The following is a 19,808-nucleotide window of genomic DNA, read 5'->3' on the forward strand; positions in this document are numbered from 1 at the left end:
ATAAGGCTTCTTTAACCCCGTGTTTATTTAGGTCAGAAAGTTTTGAAAATAATCTAAAAAACACTTGTAAATTCGATGTACTACGAGTATTTTAAATACAATACAGTTTTTTATGAACGACATAAAGATGTTAAAGCAACCTGTTATCGCTACTTCTTATTATTTCTGGCAATACTTTAGATAATTGCCTGAAGTCGTTCGGGCACTGAAAAATGGTTGCCCACCAAGTTAATACCTGATCGGCAACCCTGATCAGGTTTTTTTATGCCTATGTGTCAAAATTTAGCTTGAATAAATATGTTTTAAAATTTGGAGAATATCATGATGAAATTTAACGATGTGTACTTTAGCAACTTTTATTGGTCTTATTTTAGTCAAATGCAAACTTTAATACGCCATTCGAAACGATCACAGACGCTCAAATAAAAGCTCGGACTGAATAAGAGTCCAAAGGAATACATCATGAATGCTTTAAATATTGCTTTACAACAAAATCAAACGACAGAAACTGAACTTAGTTTGCCTGCACAATTAAAAGAAAAATTTCCATTAGAACAACACTATGCATTGCAAATAGCAGAACAACGCCAAACGATCCAAAATATTTTAAATGGTACGGATTCTCGTTTAATGGTCATCACAGGACCATGTTCAATCCATGATGAAAAATCAGCACTTGAATACGCTTCAAAACTCAAAAAACTTCAAGAAAAAGTTGCAGATCAAATCTTCATAGTGATGCGTACTTATATTGAAAAACCACGTACAACAGTAGGTTGGAAAGGCTTTTTATATGACCCTCATTTAGATGGTTCTGCTGATATGCAACTCGGATTAGAAAAATCACGTCAGCTATATCTCGATATTATTGAAATGGGCTTGCCAATTGCAAGTGAGATTTTAAGCCCGATGGCAACAGGTTACTTTGATGATTTATTGGCTTGGGGTGCGATTGGTGCACGTACCAGTGAATCACAAATCCATCGTGAAATTTCAAGCCATATGCCATACAGTATTGGCTTCAAGAATGGTACAGATGGTTCAATTCAAATCGCTTTAGATGCAATTCAGTCGGCAAGCCATCCTCATCAATTTTTAGGCATGAGCCAAAAAGGCACGCCAAGTATATTACAGAGCCTGGGTAATCCATTGGCGCACATCATCCTACGTGGTTCAAATACGGGAACGAATTATGATGCAGTGTCGATCCAACATATTCGCAATAAACATCAAGGAAAGTTACCTGCTTTGGTGATTGATTGTAGTCATGGCAATAGCCATAAAGACCCACTCAAACAACCGTTGGTACTACAACAAATTATTCAAGAACGTCATTTAACTCAAGTCCGTGGTGTGATGTTAGAAAGTCATTTGGTCGATGGCAATCAAAAGATTTCTTGTGATATGACTTATGGTCAGTCTGTGACTGATGGTTGTCTAGGTTGGGATAAAACTGAAAAATTATTGTTAGATGTCGCAGAGCAATTATCTGCGAAAGTTTTGTTGGAAACAGCTTAATAATTGAAAATTGGAACAAAAAAAGATCAGAATAATTCTGATCTTTTTTATTGCGAACATTTACGAATAACCTGAGTCTTAAAGACCTGCTTCGTATTCGCTATTGCTCAATAACTTTTCAACATCCGCAATATTGTTAGGTTTGATTTTATAAATCCAACCCTTGCCATATGGGTCATCATTGACAAAATCTGGGTCATCTTCAAGTGCAGTATTCACTTCAACCACTTCACCAGATACAGGTGCATGAATATCAGATGCTGTTTTTACAGACTCAACTACACCTGCTTGTGCGCCTGCAACAACTTGGCTTCCGACTTCTGGTGCTTCAACATAAACTAAATCACCTAAAGCATCTTGAGCATGATCAGAAATACCAGTAATCACCAGATCACCTTCAATTTTTACCCACTCATGTGTACTTGCATACTTCAAATCTGAAGGATGATTCATAATGACTCCTCAATTAATCCATTTATTTTTGTTAAGCGTTATACAGGTTTTTACATTAAAACAAAAGGCAAAGATATTGATAATCTTATTCATAGAATCCAATAAGATCATCGAATCAGGAAAAGATTCTCTATGATTTGCCCCTTATAAATAAGGATCTTTGCGCCAACTACTCGGGCTACGACCACTCCAACGCTTAAATGCACGGCTGAAATTAGCAACATCACTATAGCCAAGTTCATCCGCAATCTGCTCTAAGGTGTAATCCGTTCGAGAAAGCAAAGAGGTCGCATGACGGTAACGAACTTCATCGACAAGGGTTGAGAACGATGTACGTTCCGCAGCCAATTGACGTTTCAAAGTTCGATCTGACATGTGCAAGCGATCAGCAACATTTTCAATACTCAAATAATGCTGTTCAGAATGGGTCAAAATATCGCGTACGCGCATAGCGAGACGACGGCGCTCCCCCAATGCCGAAAGTTCTGCTTCACATTGATTGATTGCAATTTGACTGGCGATTGGGTCAGCATTGACCATTTTTAAGCCGAGATAGGATTTATCAAAACTTGCAATCAAATGTGGCTGTTCAAAACGCATATTATATAAAGGCGAAAGTTTTTCGATGTAAGTATCGAAACCATCTGGCTTCGGAAAATCGAAGTCAATATCGCCTTTTAAATCATCAATGCCAGTGAGCGCCTTTGCCATGGTCATGATACCAAAGGTCAGCCCCATCACAATTTCTGTGCGTAAAGGTTCAATTTCAATATCACATTGTAGTTGTAAAGTTGCTTTTTCACCAAAAGTTGAGAAATACAATTGCAAAAAAGGCATACGTAACTGAATAAAACGGTTTGCCAAAACCAAAGCATCAGTAATGTCATTGGCAGTCATAATTGCATAGCCAATGAAACCATGAATTGAAATACGCATTTGAGTCCCTAAATGGAAACCAAGGGTACTTTCACCTGTCAGCTTTAATGCATGCTTGACCAATTCATTGGCAATAGGTGTCGGAATTCGACATTCAGGCTCTGCAAGTTGTTCGCTGGTAAAATTAAACGGAGCGAAAAGGCTCTCTGCACTATAGCCCCAACGAGAGACGATATCTAATAATAAAAGTCCATATACACCAGGAATTCCCTGATCTTGGCGAGCTGAGACTGTTTTCATGTGCTTTCCATTGCGCTCAAGATTGTTTCTATTTCTTTAATCATATTGTCATGAAATATGGAAAAAACCTTAAATATTGTAAGACAAATTAAGGATTAATATGCATCAAAATTACGTTTAAAAACCACAATTTTAGTGGTAGAAATAAGCAATACATCATCAAATTGATTTTTCGCTTGAGTGACATACGCGACAATAGCACGATCGTTTTTTGTTCTCGATGGCGTGATTGAAACAATTTCAACATCGACATGAATTTTATCGCCAACGCGTGTCGGTTTTGGCCACCTTAAACTTGATTCAGAGCCAATTAAACCATAAGCGACAGGGAAGCACTCTGTCCAAAGACGCATCGTAACAGCAGATGTATGCCAACCACTAGCAGCTAAACCTTGGAAAATAGGATGGTCTTTGGCTTTTTCAGGATCTGTATGAAAAACTTGGGGGTCGTATTTACCAGCAAACTCTAAAACTTCTTCTAAAGTCATTTCATATTCACGACTTTGAAAATGATCACCAACATTTAAATCTTCTAAATACAACATCTTTTATACATTTCCTTTTACATACAATATCTAAACATGATGACTTTGTAAGCATGAAACAAATGATCTGAATATTTTAGATCGTCGTTATGCAATTTCAATGACTGTATTGCCACCATATACATTATTTTTTTAAGTGAATCATTATCCAAGTGTTGGACAATATCATTCCACAAATCTTTTAATCACATCGCATTTTGAAAATTCTTGAATCTAATGAAAATACGACCAAAGTTCATTTTGGAAAATATGACGGATATTTTCAAATGTGCGGATTAAAGTGTTTTAAGCATCCAAATTTCACATGCATGGCTATGACCTGTATCACCTTTAGGTTGAGCCAAATGCTCAAAATCCAGTTTTTCATAGAGTTTGACCGCTTGCCAAAGGTCTTTGGTGGTTTCTAAATAACATGCGCTAAAACCATTTTGCTTTGCAAATTCAAAAGCATTGTCTAGAATTTTTTTAGCAAAGCCTAAACCACGTAGTTCTGATAAGAAATACATTTTCTGAATTTCAACAATTGAAGTATCACCTTTGAGTGGAGATAAGCCACCACCACCAACAACACGACCTTTGTGATCTTCAATTACCCAATATTGTGCATTTTCTTGAGAATAAACTTGATAGAGATCATCCAAAATTAGATCTGCCACGGCGAAGCCAGACTCTGGTGCGAGTCCAAATTCTTGAGAAACCTCACGAATGACTTGTGCAATTGCTGCATTGTCTTGCTGTTGTATGGGACGAATTGAATACATAAATAATGAAAATAAAAAAGCGATGAATTTTTATATCAAAAAACTCATCGCTTGTGTTGTGCTTAAAATTTAACTGCTTAAAATTTTATCAATATAAAGCATTTACTGGTCTTATATTGAAAATCAAGTTAAATCTTATTTCAATTCACTAGAAGATTTCCCCAGTTCACGGCGTGCAATAATCAGTTGTTGAATCTGTTGTGTACCTTCAAAAATATCGAGAATTTTTGAATCACGTGCCCATTTTTCTAACAATTCTTCTTCGTTATAACCAACACTTGCCGCCAGTTCGACACATTTTAGGGTGATTTCATTACAAATACGACCCGCTTTGGCTTTGGCAATCGAAGCTTCACGCGAGTTTGGCTTTTTATTGTCAGCCATCCATGTTGCTTTAATCGTCAATAAACGCGCTGCTTCCCATTCAGCTTCCATACGGTAAATCTGTGCGGCTAAATTTGAAGTTTGTAAATAAGGCGTTGCATAGTTTGGATCAAGCTGGTCTTTAAAGATTTCTTTGATACGCTCTAGCGATGCTTTGGCACAACCAACAGCCATTGCAGCAACCAATGGACGAGTATTATCAAAAGTTTCCATCACACCAGCGAAGCCTTTGGCAACATCAATTTCCTCATTTCCAAGTAAGTTTGCAGGAGGTACACGACAGTCAATAAAACTGATTGCAGCAGTATCAGAAGCTTTGATACCTAACTTATGTTCAAGGCGCTCAACTTTCATGCCTGGTGTACCTTTAGGTACAACAAAAGACTTAATTGCAGCACGACCAAGTTTTTTGTCTAAAGTCGCCCAAACCACAACAGAGTCAGCACGTTCACCAGAGGTGACGAAAATTTTCTCACCATTGAGAATATAGTCATCCCCATCTTTTGTTGCTGTAGTACGAATCGCAGCTGAATCCGAACCACAACCTGGTTCAGTGATCGCCATTGCAGCCCAAGTGCCTTTAAAGCGTTCTAGCTGTTCGTCATTGGCAACTGCAGCAATTGCAGAGTTTCCTAAACCTTGGCGTGGCATAGAAAGTAGTAAACCAGTGTCGCCATAACACATTTCAATGATGCCCAAAGCTGTGGACATATTGGTACCATTTTTATTACTGGCATCTTTATCGCCACGTTTATTAATCGCAGCGCCTGCATTCAAACCATCACCACCATCATTCATGCCATCAAGCAATGAAGCAAGCATGTCCAATTCTTTTGGATAGGCATGTTCCGCCTTGTCGTATTTACGTGAAATCGGGCGTAGTACATTCAGTGCAGTTTCATGCGCTTGATCTACAAGCATTTTGAATTTTTTCGGATTTTGTAAATTCATGATCTATATCCTGTAATCTTTATATTTTTAATTAAGCATGTAAGCCTGAATGTAATATTGCTGTTGAGCGTAAGTCACGATACCAACGTTCAGCAGGGTGTTCTTTGGTAAAGCCGTGTCCACCCAAGATTTGCACACCATCAGTACCAATTTTCATTGATTTTTCTGCACAAAGCAGACGCGCTAAATACGCTTCACGATGGAAAGGTAAACCAGATTCTGCAAGGCTTGCAGCATTTAAAATCAACATACGCATCGCATCAATTTCGATCGCCATATCAGCGATCATGAAGGCAACACTTTGACGATGTGAAATAGGCTCACCAAATGCTGTACGTTCATTGGCATATTTGATGCTGTATTCTTTCACTGCTTCAGCAGTACCGACTGCCATTGCACACCACATCAAATTTCCTAAATCAAGGAAATAGCTATAGTTAAAGTCTTCATCACCTAAGCGTTGAGCAGGGGTATTTTCAAATTTTAAGGTCACTGTTTCAGTGGCTTTTAAACCCATTGCTGGAGATTTTTTAACAGTAATAGTGTGGTCACGATTCACCACAAAAACTTCAGGCTTGCCGTTGAAGTCAGCACTAACAAGGAAAAGATCTGCAGTTTCGCCTAATAATACTAAAGTTTTTTCACCTGAAATGCTGAAAGCACCATTAGATGAAGTTGCTTTAGTTTTCAATAACATTGGATTAAATGCAGGCGTTGCTTCTTGTACTGCAAAAGTTGCTTGAATTTCTGCATCATTGGCAAAGGCGGGCAAATAAGTTGCTTGTACTGTTTCCGAACCCCATTGTGTAAGTGCATTGATCACACTAAATGTTGAAAGCAAACCTGCTGCCAAAGAGAAATCACCTTTGGCTAAACGTTCAGCGATCAGAATATTACTGACAATATTCTTTTCAGATGCAACACCACCCAAAGCTTCTGGTAGGGCATAGTAATTAAGCCCTAGATCAATACTATGTTGCCAAAGTTCTGCAGGAAACTTTTCATCATGATCTGCTTGATGCGCCAAAGGATAAAGTACTTCAGCTGCAAATTGATCCATGGCATCCACAGTCATTTGCTGTTCTTCAGTTAAACTCAGATCAAATAATGATTTTTGTTGGTTTGGTAAACGTTGTTTAGTGACATTTGAATCCGATTTAAACGCTTTTTGTGTCGCACTGAGCGTTTTAAAACCTGCTTTTGAACCTTGATAAAGTGATTTTTCAATAAACTTACGTAATTTGAATTGATCAAGTAAGTCACTTCCAGCAATTTTTGTAATTAGATTTAAGCCCAAGCCCTGAGCTTTGTTTACCATATTGGACATTCCACAGTACCTTGTTTTTGATGTTGGTATGGCAACATCCTGACATGCAAATATTGAAAAAACTATGTCAAAGCTGACAAAGTGGTTGACCTTTGATGAATGGTTGTTAATGTTTTAATTATGTATTTAACTATTTGTAATTCAATAATTATTTATATATAAAAATACCCAACAAATGTTGGGTATTGGTAAAGTTGACATTTTGAGAAATTAAAGTCAGTCGCTATTCAAGCCATTAAACAAATGGCGTAATCATTTTACGAACATTGGTTTTTGCTTCAATCACGGTCATAAATGTATAAGCACCAATGAATTTACGACTAATAAACATAAATTCTTTAGGTGGAACACTGAAATAACGTGAAGCCATTGATTTAGACGCACGTTGCATCACACGACTATGTAATTGGCTCTTTTTCCAGTCATAGCGATTATGATCATCCATCACACCCGCTGGGAGGTCTGGATTGTTTAAAGGTGTACTAAATGCTTCTGTTGCGAGTAAAAATACTTTTGCCATATCTGGTTTGATACTGAGTGGCATGCCATCAAAAAATTCATAGCCAGACATTGAGTGAACCATTGCTTCAGCGTCATGGTTGTAGCCAGCTTTGATCAAGTTGCAAGCCACAGTCAATAATTGATGATCAAACTGACGGATTGCACCGAAGTCTAACAAAATAATTTTATCTTGAATGTCGTCACCATTGCCTAAACGAACCAAGTAATTACCAAAGTTCGGGTCAGTTTGCATCTCACCCCATTCAAACAACTCACGAACAGCAATTTCAAGTGAAGCTTCTCCTAACTGATTACGACGTTCTTGAGGGAGAGACAGCATCACGGGGCTATTGATCGGCACGCCACGTTCGAAAGTCATACATAACACTTGGTCTGTACAATAGTCATCAATAATTTGTGGCACACCATAACGCGCATCGTTTTTTAATCTTTCAGCGAAACGACGGGTGGTTGCAGCTTCAACACGATAATTCACCTCACGATGCATCATTTCGCGGACTTCATCAAACCATTGGTCAAACTCACGTGTTTGCGGAACCATGCGGGTGAGCTTAAGCATGTTTTTAAATAAACTCATATCTGAGTCAATCGCATCCGCGACACCAGGATATTGAACTTTTAAAACCAGTTCTAAACCATCTGACTTACGTGTCGCACGATGAACTTGAGCAAGAGAAGCTGTACCGATTGGTTCATGATCAATGGTTAAATCATCCAGTTTAGAACCCAATTGGCGTGTTAATTGTTCTTTAATTGCAGGCCAAGCCAAAGCAACCGTTTGATTATTTAACGTATTTAGGGCTTGAGTGATTTCTTCTGGTAAAAAATGCTCACCATAAAGTGCCATCATTTGACCAATTTTAACGATAGAGCCTTTCAGTTTTCCGATTTCTTGAACAAGATAATTGGCTTGTTCTTTCATCGCTTGTTTACGCTTTTTTTCTTTTTCCTCTTCACTTGAAAAGATTGAACTTGCACTTGAAGCTGCCCAGCGCGTACCTGCTAATAATGATGCTTTCGCAATGGATAATCGACGATCCATAGAAGAGGTTTTTAACTGTTTGAGCTTTTCGTTCTGATCAGACATGAAGATGAAATCCTTTATAAGCGATTCGAAAAGTGAAGGAACTGTAAAGAATATTACATGTTATGGTGCTATTTAAATAGCTCAATTCGCTGAATGGAATGGTAATTTTGTACTTTAAGTTTGAAAAGGTATAACAATCAACTGATCCGATTGGAAAAACTACATTCTAAATTGAATTTTAATCTCATGTTTTTGTATCAATAACTGCTTATTTGACTCAATATGGCTTTGGATCAATTCTTTAATACTTGGATCGGTGAAACCAAGGGCATAACCTTTTACAATGATAATGCTCGGTAAACTAAAGAAAAAATATTTTACATCATCAATGCTTGGTGCTTCAAAAACACCTTGCTCAGTTAAGATTGTTTGTAAATAACGTTTTTCACTTTGAACAGAAGCAGAAGATTCATCTTCCCACCAAGATTGGCGCATTGCCATAAGGTTATTGTGTTTATAACTCATAAGATTTGAAACTACTTTAATGGAAAGTATTCAAAATTATATGGGAACAAAACTTTAAGAAATCAAGAGATAAGTTTAAAAATTGTATTTAAGTTCGTAAGTAAGATGATTTTTTGTTAGTCTTTTGCGTCATTTTTCATTTTAAAGACCTAAGGAATAGGGAAATGATGGCAAAATTTAAATATATACTGATCATAAGTTCTATTTTAACGACTCAGGTGAATGCTGATCGTTGTTTTCTTGGGCAGACTAAGGCAAATATTCAAAGTTGTGAAATAGATGAGGGCTTTGTCGCTGGTGCTCGACAAGTAAATTTACAATTCCAAGATAAAATCTATCAAATTCAATATGAAAGTTGCCAAAATGAATTGGATGATGGCGTTTGTTCAAAAGCCCATATTCAAATTAATCAGGGGGCAACATTGAATGCTAAAAGCTATTTAAGAGATGGAAATAGCCAAAAAATTATTTCTGATCAACAATGGGACTCAACTGTCTATGATTGTGTTAAAACGACCAATCAAAAAATTGATATTTGTTGGAAATAGGGAAGTATTTGAGAGCTAAGTTCATTTATCATATTGATATTTAATTAAATTTTGATCCTTTGTTTTTAAATCAATAACGACTTATGTGATTCAATCTGAGGTTCGAGTAATATTTTATTCGAATCTGTAAGCAGACTGTATAGGCTTTTAATTTTGATTAACTTGATCAATATTTCGCTTGATTTGTGCTAAAAATATACAATAATAATGAAACAATAAATCTAAAAATACAGGTGCTTCTTGAAATTTTTTTTGGGGCTATTCACGCTTCTATTATGTATGCAAAGTGCTATTGCTGACGTATATACCTGCACCTATAAAGGGCAAACAGTCTATCAAGGTAAACCTTGTCCAAACTCAGTAAAAACAAAATTAAATGTTCCTCAGCAGGCTTTGGCTTATTTAACAGATACTCAAAAATATAAACTTTGGAAAGCAGCGCGAGATCCTCAAATAGGAATGACTGGAGATCAAATTATCAAAGCTACATATTGGGGAGCCCCAAATCGTAAAAGCGCATATACCACTTCAAGAGGCAAGGATGAGCTTTGGTATTATACTGATTTAGGCTATATCACATTCAAAAATGGTAAAGTTACTTCAATTAGCGAAAATAGTGGCTCTGATTAGCACATTTGATCGAAATTTAGAGCCTGACTATCATTTGAATGTGTAAATAAATTGTAAAAGTGATGATCAATGAAGCCTATCAATTGAATTTTATTTGAAATCTTTTAAACTCAGAAAGATTATTTTTAAATTAGAAGAATGATTTTTAATTGGGGAATTTTGATGCAAATGAAATATTGGGGAATCGCTCTCGCTTTATTATTACCAATACAAGCAAAAGCAATCGGCTATAGTTCAGATTATATTAGTTGTATGAATTCGGCAGGAAATAGTACAAGTTCTATTACCCGTTGTATGAAATCTGAATTTAATGATCAAGATGATCGTATGAAATCATTGTTTAAAAAGACCTTAGATTTATATACGAGTAAAGAAAAGAAACTACAAAAAAAATATCAAAAAACATGGCTTAAAATGCGCAGTGAACAATGTGGCAAAAGTCAAAAATCAGCATCTGATACTTATGCGATGAAATACTATAATTGCGCGTTAAAACAAACGGTAACCCGTGCAAATATGCTAGAGAAACTGACTTATCGTTTATGATGATGATTGTCTAAAAATGAATTGCATTTAAATTGTAGTAAATGCTTATAAATGTCATGCAAAACAAGGTATCATAAGGCGTTTTAAATTATGACCTTGGAGAAACCTTAAGTGGATCGACCGACTATTAGCCCTGAACATTTACAGGAAGCTGCTGAAAACCTTGTTACAATTCGCGATTTTATTCGATTTGGGGTTACAGCTTTACGTCAATACGATGCACATTTAGGTCAAGGTACAGAAGATTATTTTGCTGAAAGTTCAGCACTCGTTCTACAAACTATGTCTTTGGACTGGAATGCAGACAATGAAATTTTAGATGCTAAATTATTACCGAGTGAAAAAGCTGAATTTTTAAGCCTTTTAGAACGTCGAATCAATGAACGTGTTCCAACATCGTATTTATTAAACTTGGCTTATTTCTTTGGTAAACCATTTTATGTCGATGAGCGCGTATTAATTCCACGTTCACCGATTGCGGAATTAATTGAAAATCGTTTTGCGCCTTATTGCTTAGATGAAAATGGTCAAGCACGTGAAGGCGTAAACAATCTACCTGAAAATGCCAATCCAAAAACACCACAGCGTATTTTAGATATGTGCACAGGTTCTGGATGTATTGCGATTGCTTTGGCTTATGCATTCCCAGACTCAGAAGTGGATGCGACAGATATTTCAAAAGAAGCTTTAGAAGTGGCTTCAATCAATACTGAACACCATGACAAACAATATCAAGTTGCGTTACTTGAGTCTGATTTGTTTGCTAAAATTCCTGCTGAAAATCAATATGATTTGATTGTTTCAAACCCACCGTATGTGGATGCAGAAGACATGGCGGATCTTCCAGATGAATTTCATCATGAGCCAGAGCTTGCACTTGCAGCAGGTCAAGATGGTTTGGATCTCGTCCGTAAAATGTTAGCGCAAGCACCTGATTACTTAACAGAAGATGGTTTGATCGTCATTGAAGTCGGTAATTCTGAATGGGCAATGAAACAAAACTTTAACACCATTGATTTTTATTGGTTGCAGTTCCAAAAAGGTGGTACTGGTATTTTTGCCCTCACTGCTGAACAATGTCGTACATTCCGTGATTTATTTATTCAGTCTATTCAAGCTTAAGGAGTCGTGAGCATGGCAGGTAATAGTATAGGACAACTCTTCCGTGTAACGACTTGTGGTGAATCTCACGGCGTAGGCTTAATGGCAATCGTTGATGGTGTACCGCCAGGTCTTGAGCTTTGTGCTGAAGATTTGCAAAAAGATTTAGATCGTCGTAAACCAGGAACTTCAAAGTTTGCTACACAACGTAAAGAACCTGATGAAGTTGAAATCATTTCAGGTGTTTTTGAAGGCAAAACTACAGGGACACCGATTGGTCTATTGATCCGCAATACAGACCAAAAATCAAAAGATTATGGCAATATTGCACAAACTTTCCGCCCTGGTCATGCAGATTATACCTATACGCAAAAGTATGGTTTCCGTGACTACCGTGGTGGTGGTCGCTCAAGCGCGCGTGAAACTGCGATGCGTGTTGCTGCAGGTGCGATTGCGAAAAAATTCCTTGCTGAAAAATTTGGTATCGTGATTCGTGGTCATGTGACGCAAATCGGGACAGAAGTTGCTGAAAAATTGGATTGGAATGAAGTTTCGAATAATCCATTCTTCTGTGGCGATGTGGATGCTGTACCACGTTTTGAAGCTTTAGTGACTTCTTTACGTGAACAAGGTACAAGCTGTGGCGCAAAACTCGAAATTCTTGCTGAAAAAGTACCAGTAGGTTGGGGTGAACCTGTATTTGATCGTCTAGATGCAGATATTGCCCATGCCATGATGGGAATTAATGCAGTAAAAGGCGTTGAAATCGGTGATGGTTTTGCAGTTGCAGGGCAGTTTGGGCATGAAACTCGTGACGAACTCAGCACAGATGGATTCCTTGCCAATCATGCAGGTGGTATTTTAGGCGGTATTTCAAGCGGTCAAACTATTCGTGTTGCGATTGCACTTAAGCCAACGGCAAGTATTACCACACCTGGTAAAACTATCAATATTGATCGTGAAGATACCGATGTTTTAACCAAAGGTCGTCATGATCCATGTGTGGGTGTTCGTGCGACGCCGATTGCTGAAGCAATGTTGGCAATTGTATTAATGGATCACTTTATGCGCCATCGTGCGCAGAATGCTGATGTCGTTGCACCATTTGCACCGATTGAACCAAAATAATTTGTTTTAAATAAAAAACCAGACGCTGAGTCTGGTTTTTTATGCATTCTATTTTATTGAAATGCTCATTATTGAGCAGTAGGAACTTGACCTGTATAACCTTTCAAGAAAGTTAAATAAGCAGACGATTTTTGACCATCAGCTTTTAAAATTGAACGCTCAACATCACCTTGATCAGTTACCAGTTTAAGTGAAATTTCTTTACCGCTACGGAAAGAATTTAAGAAGCTCACAGGAACTAAGATAGAATTCGATGAAACTTGATTTTCGAACTTAGATGAGTCTAAAGTTGAATAGGTATAGGCTTGGCCATCGACTAAGAAAACGAATTGTTTAATATCATATTTTGTTGGATTATTAATTTCAGCAGTAATTTTAAAACCATCACGCACTTCATCTTTCCAACGCATAGATAGTTCAGGGCAGACTTCATTTGCTTCACAAATTAATGGTCCTTTAGTCACAACACGTTCAGGATAAGAGCCTGCACAACCGACCAAAGCTAGACAAGTCAGAGAAGAAATTAAAGCCAATTGAAGTTTCATAACGCTTCCTGTAATCATTAATGTTATTTACTTGTTTATAACGTGTTTTAAAATGTACCTTTTTTTTGTTAAAAAGTGAATGAGATATATCGACTTTGAGGTAGGAGATTTGTATATATTGATGATTTAAATCAAATAACTGCTTATTTATTTAAAATATTGATCATTTCTGAAGCAACAAAAGTGGTCAATTGATTTAAACGAGAAAGAGAATCTCCATTCAGCAAATATTTAAAGTTATTGAGCTTATTTTGATAATAGATTGAAATAAAAAAAGTTCCTTCAGGTTTTTCTATTGTAGCACTACCACCAGGCTTGAGTAGCCCAGTACAACTGATAACTAAATCCGCTTGGGTAAATAATTGTTTTCCTTGAATTGCCATGGCTTGAGTCACTTCAGTAGATTCAGCCGTATATTTTTCAATCAGTTGAGCATCTATTTTTAGGATTGATATTTTAATAGAAGGGTCGTAACTAACCAAACCACCCAGCAAAATATCAGCGCCACTTCTCTTATAAATTGAAAACTGGCTACTCAAATAGCCAGAACTGGCACTTTCAATAAAAGCTATTTTTAAGCCTAATTTTTCGAGCTGATCACAACACTGACGAATCATGATAAAACACTATTAAAATTCCAATATTCAACAAGTTATACTTTATTTATGCATAAAATAGAAGTATTTACTACGAAATGTTATTTTAGCAAAATGATAAATCATCAGTTCAATGATCTTTATCAACGAACTGACAAAGTATTGTTAATTCAATCATATAAAGAGTATTTAATCAGGTTTAAAATCAATAAAAGTTATTTTTAAGCGATGTGTGTGTTTAAATTTTAAAAAAAGCTGAAACTTGAAATATTACTGTCATGTTCATTTGCCATAATCAAATCACAAAGAACAAATACTGATAAGAATAAAGCTCAAAAGTAACAATAATTGATAAAAGATAGCTTCAAAACAATAAAGAATTGAAAATAATAAAATTTACAATCAGCAAATCCACTCCAAAAGAGTGGATTTTCTTTTTCTAAGCTTAAATGAAGAATAACTAGGCGAATTTATGAATTTTTAACTGTGAAGCGTGCAAAAAAGTGATATAAATAAAAATAAAGTGCATATGAAAATGGAGTGCGAATCATGCAAACGACAGTAAAATATGTTGTTCTTAAAAGCAAAGAATATCAGCTTGGCACACCTTTATTTGAAGAAAGTATAGAAGCTGATGGAAATTATTTTGATCAAATTCCCAATGTGATTCATTACCAAAATCATGAATTTAAAGTCAAATCAAAAGAACTTACCCGAAAACAGATTTATGATGATTTTGAAGAGACACAAACGATTTTAGTCAAAGTGATTGCAACACATTAATTTTGAATAAAAAACCTCCTTAATGATAAGGAGGTTTTTTTATAGTTTTAACTTATTGTTTCACAATTAAAACTGGAATTTGAGTTTGTCCCAAGATATCTTGTGCAAAGCTACCGAGGAAGAATTTTTGGAAGCCTTTACGACCATGAGAACCCATCACAATTAAATCAGTTTTAAGTGAATCAGCAGTTTGAGTAACAGTTTCAGCAGAAACAGCATTTCTAACCACTTGAGTTTCGATTTGAACACCAGCTTCTTCTGCTATTTTTTTCGCTTTTTCTAAAGCTTCTTCAGCGCTTTTAACTGCTTCTTTAATATATTCTTTTAACATGTCTGGAGAATAGTAAAAATCAGCAGCAGCAAAAGGATCATCTGCAACTACACTAATCGCAGTGACTTTACTACCCAGTGCTTTTGCAATTGAAGCAGCATGTTTTAGTGCAGAGAAAGAAATATCAGAGCCATCTACTGGAACAAGAATATTTTGATAAGACATGTGCATATACCTTTATATCATTTAAATAAAATTTAAGAATCTGTATGTTGAGCAGATTTAATAATCAATACAGGAAGAGGACTAATAGCCAGAACTTCCTGTGCAACACTTCCTAAGAAGAATTTTTTAAAGCCAGTGCGACCATGAGAACCCATGATGATGATGTCAGCACCTAATTCATCAGCTGCTTCAAGGATTCCTGTCGCAGGTGGAAGCTCACGAATAACTTTCGTTTCAACAGTGCTTACGCCATGATGAATAAGTGTTTCTTGAATATCTTTTAGACGTCCAAGTGCATTTTTCTCTGCTTCAAATAAGTATTGCGTCACTGCTGGTGCAACTTTATAGAAATCTACGCCTTTAAAAGGATCTACCGCTATTACACTCATCACAGTAATTTTACTGTTTAGAGCAAGAGCCAGTTTTTCTGCATGTTCAACTGCAGCGTAAGAAATAGGAGAGTCATCTACTGCGAGAAGGATATGTTGATAGGACATTTATATTCTCCTTTTATATCTCGTTATAATCCTATAGATAGCATATTGTAAGTTTTCTCGCAATTGAGAGTAGTTGTCATTTATTTGACTAAAAGTGTTTTATTTCAATATATTGTGAAATACACATAATTTTTTCATGGTTTTATTTTGTAAGTATTCTTTTTCCGTTGTGAAGTTTTATATATTCATATTTTTTCTTAATGAAAAGACAACGCATACATACGTTTCACTAACATTAAAAATTACACTAAATGATAAAATTATCAAGAATTGGCATGATCTATGCTTTTTTATTTTAATCTCATTGATTACTGTGAATGATTTTGTCATTCCGTTTCAATTTTTTAAGAATAAAGTCGTGTGAAAGCATGGATAAAGATAAAAATATATAAAAAAATTAATAGCAAAACTAAAGCCTTGAATAAGATTAAAGAAATAATGCCTATCCATGGCATTCGTAGAAAGCACTATCTTTGTGCGGATTTAAATATCAAGCATAATCATGGTGCATTTTTTCAATATCTAGATGATTTATGTGCAAGTTCTTTTAAATTGGTTGGACGTCTCGACAAAAAATTAGCTATAGAAGCCAAACCGAAACAATTAATGAAAGTTTTGTCTAAAAATAATTTCGATCTTTTGAGAGCGGCTTATTACTTGGGACATCGAAATGTACCGCTTATGTTCACACCCACAGCACTGTATTTTGAGCCTGATTATATTCTTGCGGAAAAGTTGATGAGCTTAGGGTTAATGATCAATGAAGAGGAGCAAATATTTGAACAGGATGTAGATATACCATTTGGCTAAATTTTAGGTCGTCATTGAAGAAACTAAAATACACTATCTTTATTGAATCATTCAGGATTCAATTTATTGCTATTAATATTCAACTTTGATCTGTTTGAGCAAGTACCATGAAATCATTTTGGTCTAAATTAATTTCGACTGTCGCAAATACGGCATTGCATGAATTACAGAATAAGAAAAATAAATCTAAACATTCAGATGATATAGCGGTAGCTATTGATCATAGTACAAATGAAGATATAGGCTTTGCGCAAGATTCAGAAACTCATCATTTTAAATATGTCAGCCCTAAAGGGATTGCGCTGATTTGTGGTTTTGAGGGTTTGGAACTACAAGCTTATGATGATGGTACTGGAGTTTGTACGATTGGTTATGGGACAACAATTTACCCAAATGGTAAAACGGTTCAATATGGTGATCTTTGTACAATTGAACAAGCCCAAAGCTTTATGCAACATGATCTTAAACGTTTTGAGCAGGCTGTTAGTACAGCAGTTAAAGTACCTTTAAATCAGCATCAATTTGATGCATTGGTTTCGCTGACTTATAACATTGGAATTGGTGCATTTCGGAATTCGACATTGTTAAAGTTATTAAATGCTTTGGATTATGTAGGGGCGAGTAATCAGTTTGATGTTTGGGTGAAAGCAGGTGGGCAGACTGTACAGGGATTGGTGAATCGCAGAGCTGTAGAAAAGGTGTTTTTTTTAGCCAAAAGTTAATCAACTGCTTTCTAGTGCTAACATCATCAAAATATTAAACATTGATTCGATTTGACGAGTTACAAGGTGTATATTGAAGCACTTTAAAGTTACACCTTTCCATCATGACTTCAATCTGGATTTTGTTTACGCTCATGGCTGCATTTATGCAGGCTTGGCGAAATGCATTTCAAAAACAACTCAGTCAATCAGTTGATGTTTACGGCGTAACTTTAGCGCGTTTTATATTTGGTTTTCCTTTCGCAATTTTATATATTTCATTGCTATATCATTTTCAACCCATTCAAACTCAGGTTAAATTCACAACATATTTTTGGATTTATATTGTCATTGCAGGACTGAGCCAAATTGCTGCAACGGCACTAATGGTACAACTATTTAAACAAAAAAATTACGCGATTGGTGTCGGTCTAGCAAAAAGTGAAGCGATTTTTGCTGCAATTATCGCCACGACTTTATTAAGTGATCACCTCACAGCTTATGGATGGTTCGGTGTTGGTTTAGGTGGCTTAGCTGTATTTCTATTGAGTAAAGGCAAAAATAAAGAACCCATTTCACTCTCTACTTTAGCAATCGGAATGGGGAGTGGATTGTGTTTTGCCATTACATCATTATTGGTTCGTGAAGCGAGTTTAGAATTAACAAATTTGCCTTATATACATCGTGCTTCATGGGTACTTTTAAGTATTATTGGATTTCAATGCATTGGCATGTTGGTTTATTTGATCTTATTTAGCCGGAAAACATTAATAGCAATGTGGAATAAAATAGGGCTGACATTTAAAGTAAGTGTCTGTAGCTTCTTGGCTTCACTTGGATGGTTTACAGCCATGAGTATGCAATCCGTCGCAATTGTTAAAACTTTAGGGCAGATTGAAATTCTATTCAGCTTACTCATTTCAATGTATTTCTTTAAAGAAAAACTTGCTAAAACAGAACATCTTGGCTTAGTTTTGGTCGTAATCGCAGCAATATTGGTGATTTGGGCTTAATCAAAATATAAATACTATTGCTAAATTCGTATTTTGAATAATTAAGCACTTTTCAAAATTTTGCTTTTAAGGAGTTGCCAATTGGTCGAAATCCAACAAACAAATGAACCCATTGTCACCAAAATGACGCCATACCAAAACTCAGTTGAGAGTGTAGTCTGTAGAATAAACATCGAAATAACAGTAGAAATGACTGGACTAAAATAAGACAACGTCACCAGTATAGTAATGTTTCCTTTGATAATTCCAATATTCCATGCAGCATAGCCAAGTGCAACAGCCAATGATACGATTGCCATATAAGTCAGAGTTATCAAATCAAAATCTGGTAGCGCATTTAGACTCAATTCGTGGCTAAGTAGATACTTCACCCAAAGCAATAATGAAATGGCAATAAAATAGAATGAGATCGGATTGTGTCCATCACTATATTTTTTGGTGACAACACAATACAGCGCCCATAAGCTCGCACCTAGAAATGCTAAGATATAAGTGATCGGATTGGCTTGAACATTGGAAAGAATATTTCCCCAACTCAGATCACCTTGTCCAGTTTGTATGACGATAATTCCACTTAAACTAATCATTAAGCCGATAATAACGAAGACATTGAATTTAATTTCTTTAAATAAAATCAACATGACAACTGTTAAACTTGGCCAAAGATAATTGACTAGACTGACTTCAATTGCTTGCTGTGCCGTCTGTGCAAGCGCAATCGCATACGAGAAGCATAATTCATACACTACAAAAAGTAGTGTTGAAAAAATTAAATATTTCTTTGAAATAAGTTTTAAATCTGGAATTTTAAAAAAAACCAATAAAATGATGGTACTGAGTGTATACATCAGCATAACAGCAAGATCAGCACCAATACTGAAACTGATTTTTTTCAATAAGCCTACAATCGATGACCACTGCAAAATTGCACTGAAGCCGATCAATGTAGCAAGATTTTTTGACATCATACGAAGCGTATCTTTGCTCTAGGACAAGAGCAGTACTGACTTAGGGGGGCGAGATATTTCAGGCGTAATTATAGCTGAAATTGTGTTTCAAATAAGCATTTTATTCTATGAAAAAGAGCGAATGAAAATGAGAAATTCGATAAAAAATGGTTATATTTTGAAGTGAAAAATTTAAATATTCGACAAAGATTATCAATTCTACAGAATCATTCTATAATAGCGCCCATTATTACTAACGTCAGTTGATGCTAGTCTCT

General features: G+C 35.9%; 23 protein-coding genes. 10 read left to right on the forward strand and 13 right to left on the reverse strand.

Annotated elements, in window-relative coordinates:
• The first annotated feature begins 462 nt into the window (after positions 1-462).
• Positions 463-1,518: a 3-deoxy-7-phosphoheptulonate synthase gene (locus EXE10_RS13390; RefSeq protein ID WP_068975914.1), complete on the forward strand. Its 1,056-nt coding sequence runs from the start codon at positions 463-465 to the stop codon at positions 1,516-1,518.
• 78 nt (positions 1,519-1,596) lie between these two features.
• Here the strand turns inward: EXE10_RS13390 and gcvH are convergent, their stop codons facing one another.
• From gcvH to EXE10_RS13430, 8 genes are all read right to left on the reverse strand, one after another.
• Positions 1,597-1,971 carry a glycine cleavage system protein GcvH gene (gene gcvH, locus EXE10_RS13395; RefSeq protein WP_130113701.1) on the reverse strand — a complete coding sequence of 125 codons (375 nt, stop codon included), beginning with the start codon at positions 1,969-1,971 and terminating at the stop codon, positions 1,597-1,599.
• A gap of 144 nt (positions 1,972-2,115) precedes the next feature.
• Entirely contained in the window at positions 2,116-3,147 is a 1,032-nt protein-coding gene (locus EXE10_RS13400) for a helix-turn-helix transcriptional regulator (protein WP_130113702.1), read from the reverse strand.
• Between the two features lie 95 nt (positions 3,148-3,242).
• The gene (locus EXE10_RS13405; RefSeq protein ID WP_130113703.1) at positions 3,243-3,692 is read right to left on the reverse strand and encodes a MaoC family dehydratase; all 450 of its coding nucleotides are present in this window, start codon (positions 3,690-3,692) and stop codon (positions 3,243-3,245) included.
• Positions 3,693-3,967: 275 nt separating this feature from the next.
• Complete coding sequence (locus tag EXE10_RS13410) at positions 3,968-4,453, reverse strand: GNAT family N-acetyltransferase (RefSeq protein ID WP_130113704.1); 486 nt, start codon at positions 4,451-4,453, stop codon at positions 3,968-3,970.
• Positions 4,454-4,588: 135 nt separating this feature from the next.
• The gene (locus EXE10_RS13415) at positions 4,589-5,788 is read right to left on the reverse strand and encodes an acyl-CoA dehydrogenase family protein (RefSeq protein WP_130113705.1); all 1,200 of its coding nucleotides are present in this window, start codon (positions 5,786-5,788) and stop codon (positions 4,589-4,591) included.
• Positions 5,789-5,819: 31 nt separating this feature from the next.
• Entirely contained in the window at positions 5,820-7,106 is a 1,287-nt protein-coding gene (locus EXE10_RS13420; RefSeq protein WP_171478506.1) for an acyl-CoA dehydrogenase family protein, read from the reverse strand.
• Positions 7,107-7,350: 244 nt separating this feature from the next.
• Positions 7,351-8,724: an ABC1 kinase family protein gene (locus EXE10_RS13425; RefSeq protein ID WP_087551934.1), complete on the reverse strand. Its 1,374-nt coding sequence runs from the start codon at positions 8,722-8,724 to the stop codon at positions 7,351-7,353.
• 159 nt (positions 8,725-8,883) lie between these two features.
• Positions 8,884-9,189, reverse strand: coding sequence for a hypothetical protein (locus EXE10_RS13430; protein ID WP_130113707.1), 306 nt, complete (start codon positions 9,187-9,189; stop codon positions 8,884-8,886).
• A 164-nt stretch (positions 9,190-9,353) separates the two neighbouring features.
• Between EXE10_RS13430 and EXE10_RS13435 the strand changes: the two genes are divergently transcribed.
• From EXE10_RS13435 to aroC, 5 genes are all read left to right on the forward strand, one after another.
• Positions 9,354-9,737 (forward strand): hypothetical protein, encoded by a 384-nt coding sequence (locus tag EXE10_RS13435; protein ID WP_130113708.1) that lies wholly within the window; start codon positions 9,354-9,356, stop codon positions 9,735-9,737.
• Positions 9,738-9,989: 252 nt separating this feature from the next.
• Entirely contained in the window at positions 9,990-10,367 is a 378-nt protein-coding gene (locus EXE10_RS13440; RefSeq protein ID WP_416346107.1) for a DUF4124 domain-containing protein, read from the forward strand.
• A 162-nt stretch (positions 10,368-10,529) separates the two neighbouring features.
• A complete protein-coding gene (locus EXE10_RS13445) occupies positions 10,530-10,913 on the forward strand; it encodes a lysozyme inhibitor LprI family protein (RefSeq protein ID WP_130113709.1) in 384 nt (127 codons plus the stop codon).
• Positions 10,914-11,024: 111 nt separating this feature from the next.
• A complete protein-coding gene (gene prmB, locus EXE10_RS13450) occupies positions 11,025-12,035 on the forward strand; it encodes a 50S ribosomal protein L3 N(5)-glutamine methyltransferase (RefSeq protein ID WP_130113710.1) in 1,011 nt (336 codons plus the stop codon).
• A 12-nt stretch (positions 12,036-12,047) separates the two neighbouring features.
• Positions 12,048-13,142 (forward strand): chorismate synthase, encoded by a 1,095-nt coding sequence (aroC, locus tag EXE10_RS13455; RefSeq protein ID WP_087551937.1) that lies wholly within the window; start codon positions 12,048-12,050, stop codon positions 13,140-13,142.
• Between the two features lie 68 nt (positions 13,143-13,210).
• Here aroC and EXE10_RS13460 read toward each other — a convergent pair whose 3' ends face one another.
• Positions 13,211-13,687, reverse strand: coding sequence for a hypothetical protein (locus EXE10_RS13460; RefSeq protein ID WP_130113711.1), 477 nt, complete (start codon positions 13,685-13,687; stop codon positions 13,211-13,213).
• A gap of 143 nt (positions 13,688-13,830) precedes the next feature.
• A complete protein-coding gene (locus EXE10_RS13465) occupies positions 13,831-14,304 on the reverse strand; it encodes a CinA family protein (RefSeq protein WP_068975928.1) in 474 nt (157 codons plus the stop codon).
• 528 nt (positions 14,305-14,832) lie between these two features.
• Between EXE10_RS13465 and EXE10_RS13470 the strand changes: the two genes are divergently transcribed.
• Positions 14,833-15,066 (forward strand): hypothetical protein, encoded by a 234-nt coding sequence (locus tag EXE10_RS13470; protein WP_068975929.1) that lies wholly within the window; start codon positions 14,833-14,835, stop codon positions 15,064-15,066.
• Between the two features lie 52 nt (positions 15,067-15,118).
• Here the strand turns inward: EXE10_RS13470 and EXE10_RS13475 are convergent, their stop codons facing one another.
• Both EXE10_RS13475 and EXE10_RS13480 read right to left on the reverse strand, forming a co-directional pair.
• A complete protein-coding gene (locus EXE10_RS13475; RefSeq protein ID WP_130113712.1) occupies positions 15,119-15,562 on the reverse strand; it encodes a universal stress protein in 444 nt (147 codons plus the stop codon).
• Positions 15,563-15,594: 32 nt separating this feature from the next.
• A complete protein-coding gene (locus EXE10_RS13480) occupies positions 15,595-16,059 on the reverse strand; it encodes a universal stress protein (RefSeq protein WP_068975931.1) in 465 nt (154 codons plus the stop codon).
• Between the two features lie 360 nt (positions 16,060-16,419).
• On the opposite strand from EXE10_RS13480, the gene EXE10_RS13485 reads away from it, so the two are divergent.
• From EXE10_RS13485 to EXE10_RS13495, 3 genes are all read left to right on the forward strand, one after another.
• Complete coding sequence (locus tag EXE10_RS13485; protein WP_228256835.1) at positions 16,420-16,869, forward strand: hypothetical protein; 450 nt, start codon at positions 16,420-16,422, stop codon at positions 16,867-16,869.
• A 107-nt stretch (positions 16,870-16,976) separates the two neighbouring features.
• On the forward strand, positions 16,977-17,591 hold the full coding sequence (locus EXE10_RS13490; RefSeq protein WP_130113713.1) for a lysozyme: 615 nt from the start codon (positions 16,977-16,979) through the stop codon (positions 17,589-17,591).
• A 104-nt stretch (positions 17,592-17,695) separates the two neighbouring features.
• Positions 17,696-18,583 carry a DMT family transporter gene (locus EXE10_RS13495; protein WP_130113714.1) on the forward strand — a complete coding sequence of 296 codons (888 nt, stop codon included), beginning with the start codon at positions 17,696-17,698 and terminating at the stop codon, positions 18,581-18,583.
• A gap of 41 nt (positions 18,584-18,624) precedes the next feature.
• Here EXE10_RS13495 and yddG read toward each other — a convergent pair whose 3' ends face one another.
• Positions 18,625-19,548 carry an aromatic amino acid DMT transporter YddG gene (yddG, locus tag EXE10_RS13500; RefSeq protein WP_130113731.1) on the reverse strand — a complete coding sequence of 308 codons (924 nt, stop codon included), beginning with the start codon at positions 19,546-19,548 and terminating at the stop codon, positions 18,625-18,627.
• Positions 19,549-19,808 lie beyond the last annotated feature (260 nt).

Source organism: Acinetobacter sp. WCHAc060033, assembly GCF_004209125.1.
GTDB lineage: Bacteria > Pseudomonadota > Gammaproteobacteria > Pseudomonadales > Moraxellaceae > Acinetobacter > Acinetobacter wuhouensis.

Excerpts from the sequence above, each read along its gene's own strand:
- yddG (WP_130113731.1), bottom strand. The coding sequence starts at position 19,548 with ATGTCAAAAAATCTTGCTACATTGATCGGCTTCAGTGCAATTTTGCAG.
- EXE10_RS13425 (WP_087551934.1), bottom strand. The coding sequence starts at position 8,724 with ATGTCTGATCAGAACGAAAAGCTCAAACAGTTAAAAACCTCTTCTATG.
- EXE10_RS13445 (WP_130113709.1), top strand. The coding sequence starts at position 10,530 with ATGCAAATGAAATATTGGGGAATCGCTCTCGCTTTATTATTACCAATA.
- EXE10_RS13475 (WP_130113712.1), bottom strand. The coding sequence starts at position 15,562 with ATGTCTTATCAAAATATTCTTGTTCCAGTAGATGGCTCTGATATTTCT.
- gcvH (WP_130113701.1), bottom strand. The coding sequence starts at position 1,971 with ATGAATCATCCTTCAGATTTGAAGTATGCAAGTACACATGAGTGGGTA.
- EXE10_RS13460 (WP_130113711.1), bottom strand. The coding sequence starts at position 13,687 with ATGAAACTTCAATTGGCTTTAATTTCTTCTCTGACTTGTCTAGCTTTG.
- EXE10_RS13490 (WP_130113713.1), top strand. The coding sequence starts at position 16,977 with ATGAAATCATTTTGGTCTAAATTAATTTCGACTGTCGCAAATACGGCA.
- EXE10_RS13390 (WP_068975914.1), top strand. The coding sequence starts at position 463 with ATGAATGCTTTAAATATTGCTTTACAACAAAATCAAACGACAGAAACT.
- EXE10_RS13415 (WP_130113705.1), bottom strand. The coding sequence starts at position 5,788 with ATGAATTTACAAAATCCGAAAAAATTCAAAATGCTTGTAGATCAAGCG.
- EXE10_RS13430 (WP_130113707.1), bottom strand. The coding sequence starts at position 9,189 with ATGAGTTATAAACACAATAACCTTATGGCAATGCGCCAATCTTGGTGG.
- EXE10_RS13470 (WP_068975929.1), top strand. The coding sequence starts at position 14,833 with ATGCAAACGACAGTAAAATATGTTGTTCTTAAAAGCAAAGAATATCAG.
- EXE10_RS13465 (WP_068975928.1), bottom strand. The coding sequence starts at position 14,304 with ATGATTCGTCAGTGTTGTGATCAGCTCGAAAAATTAGGCTTAAAAATA.
- EXE10_RS13480 (WP_068975931.1), bottom strand. The coding sequence starts at position 16,059 with ATGTCCTATCAACATATCCTTCTCGCAGTAGATGACTCTCCTATTTCT.
- EXE10_RS13400 (WP_130113702.1), bottom strand. The coding sequence starts at position 3,147 with ATGAAAACAGTCTCAGCTCGCCAAGATCAGGGAATTCCTGGTGTATAT.
- EXE10_RS13435 (WP_130113708.1), top strand. The coding sequence starts at position 9,354 with ATGATGGCAAAATTTAAATATATACTGATCATAAGTTCTATTTTAACG.
- EXE10_RS13410 (WP_130113704.1), bottom strand. The coding sequence starts at position 4,453 with ATGTATTCAATTCGTCCCATACAACAGCAAGACAATGCAGCAATTGCA.
- EXE10_RS13405 (WP_130113703.1), bottom strand. The coding sequence starts at position 3,692 with ATGTTGTATTTAGAAGATTTAAATGTTGGTGATCATTTTCAAAGTCGT.
- aroC (WP_087551937.1), top strand. The coding sequence starts at position 12,048 with ATGGCAGGTAATAGTATAGGACAACTCTTCCGTGTAACGACTTGTGGT.
- EXE10_RS13495 (WP_130113714.1), top strand. The coding sequence starts at position 17,696 with ATGACTTCAATCTGGATTTTGTTTACGCTCATGGCTGCATTTATGCAG.
- EXE10_RS13420 (WP_171478506.1), bottom strand. The coding sequence starts at position 7,106 with ATGGTAAACAAAGCTCAGGGCTTGGGCTTAAATCTAATTACAAAAATT.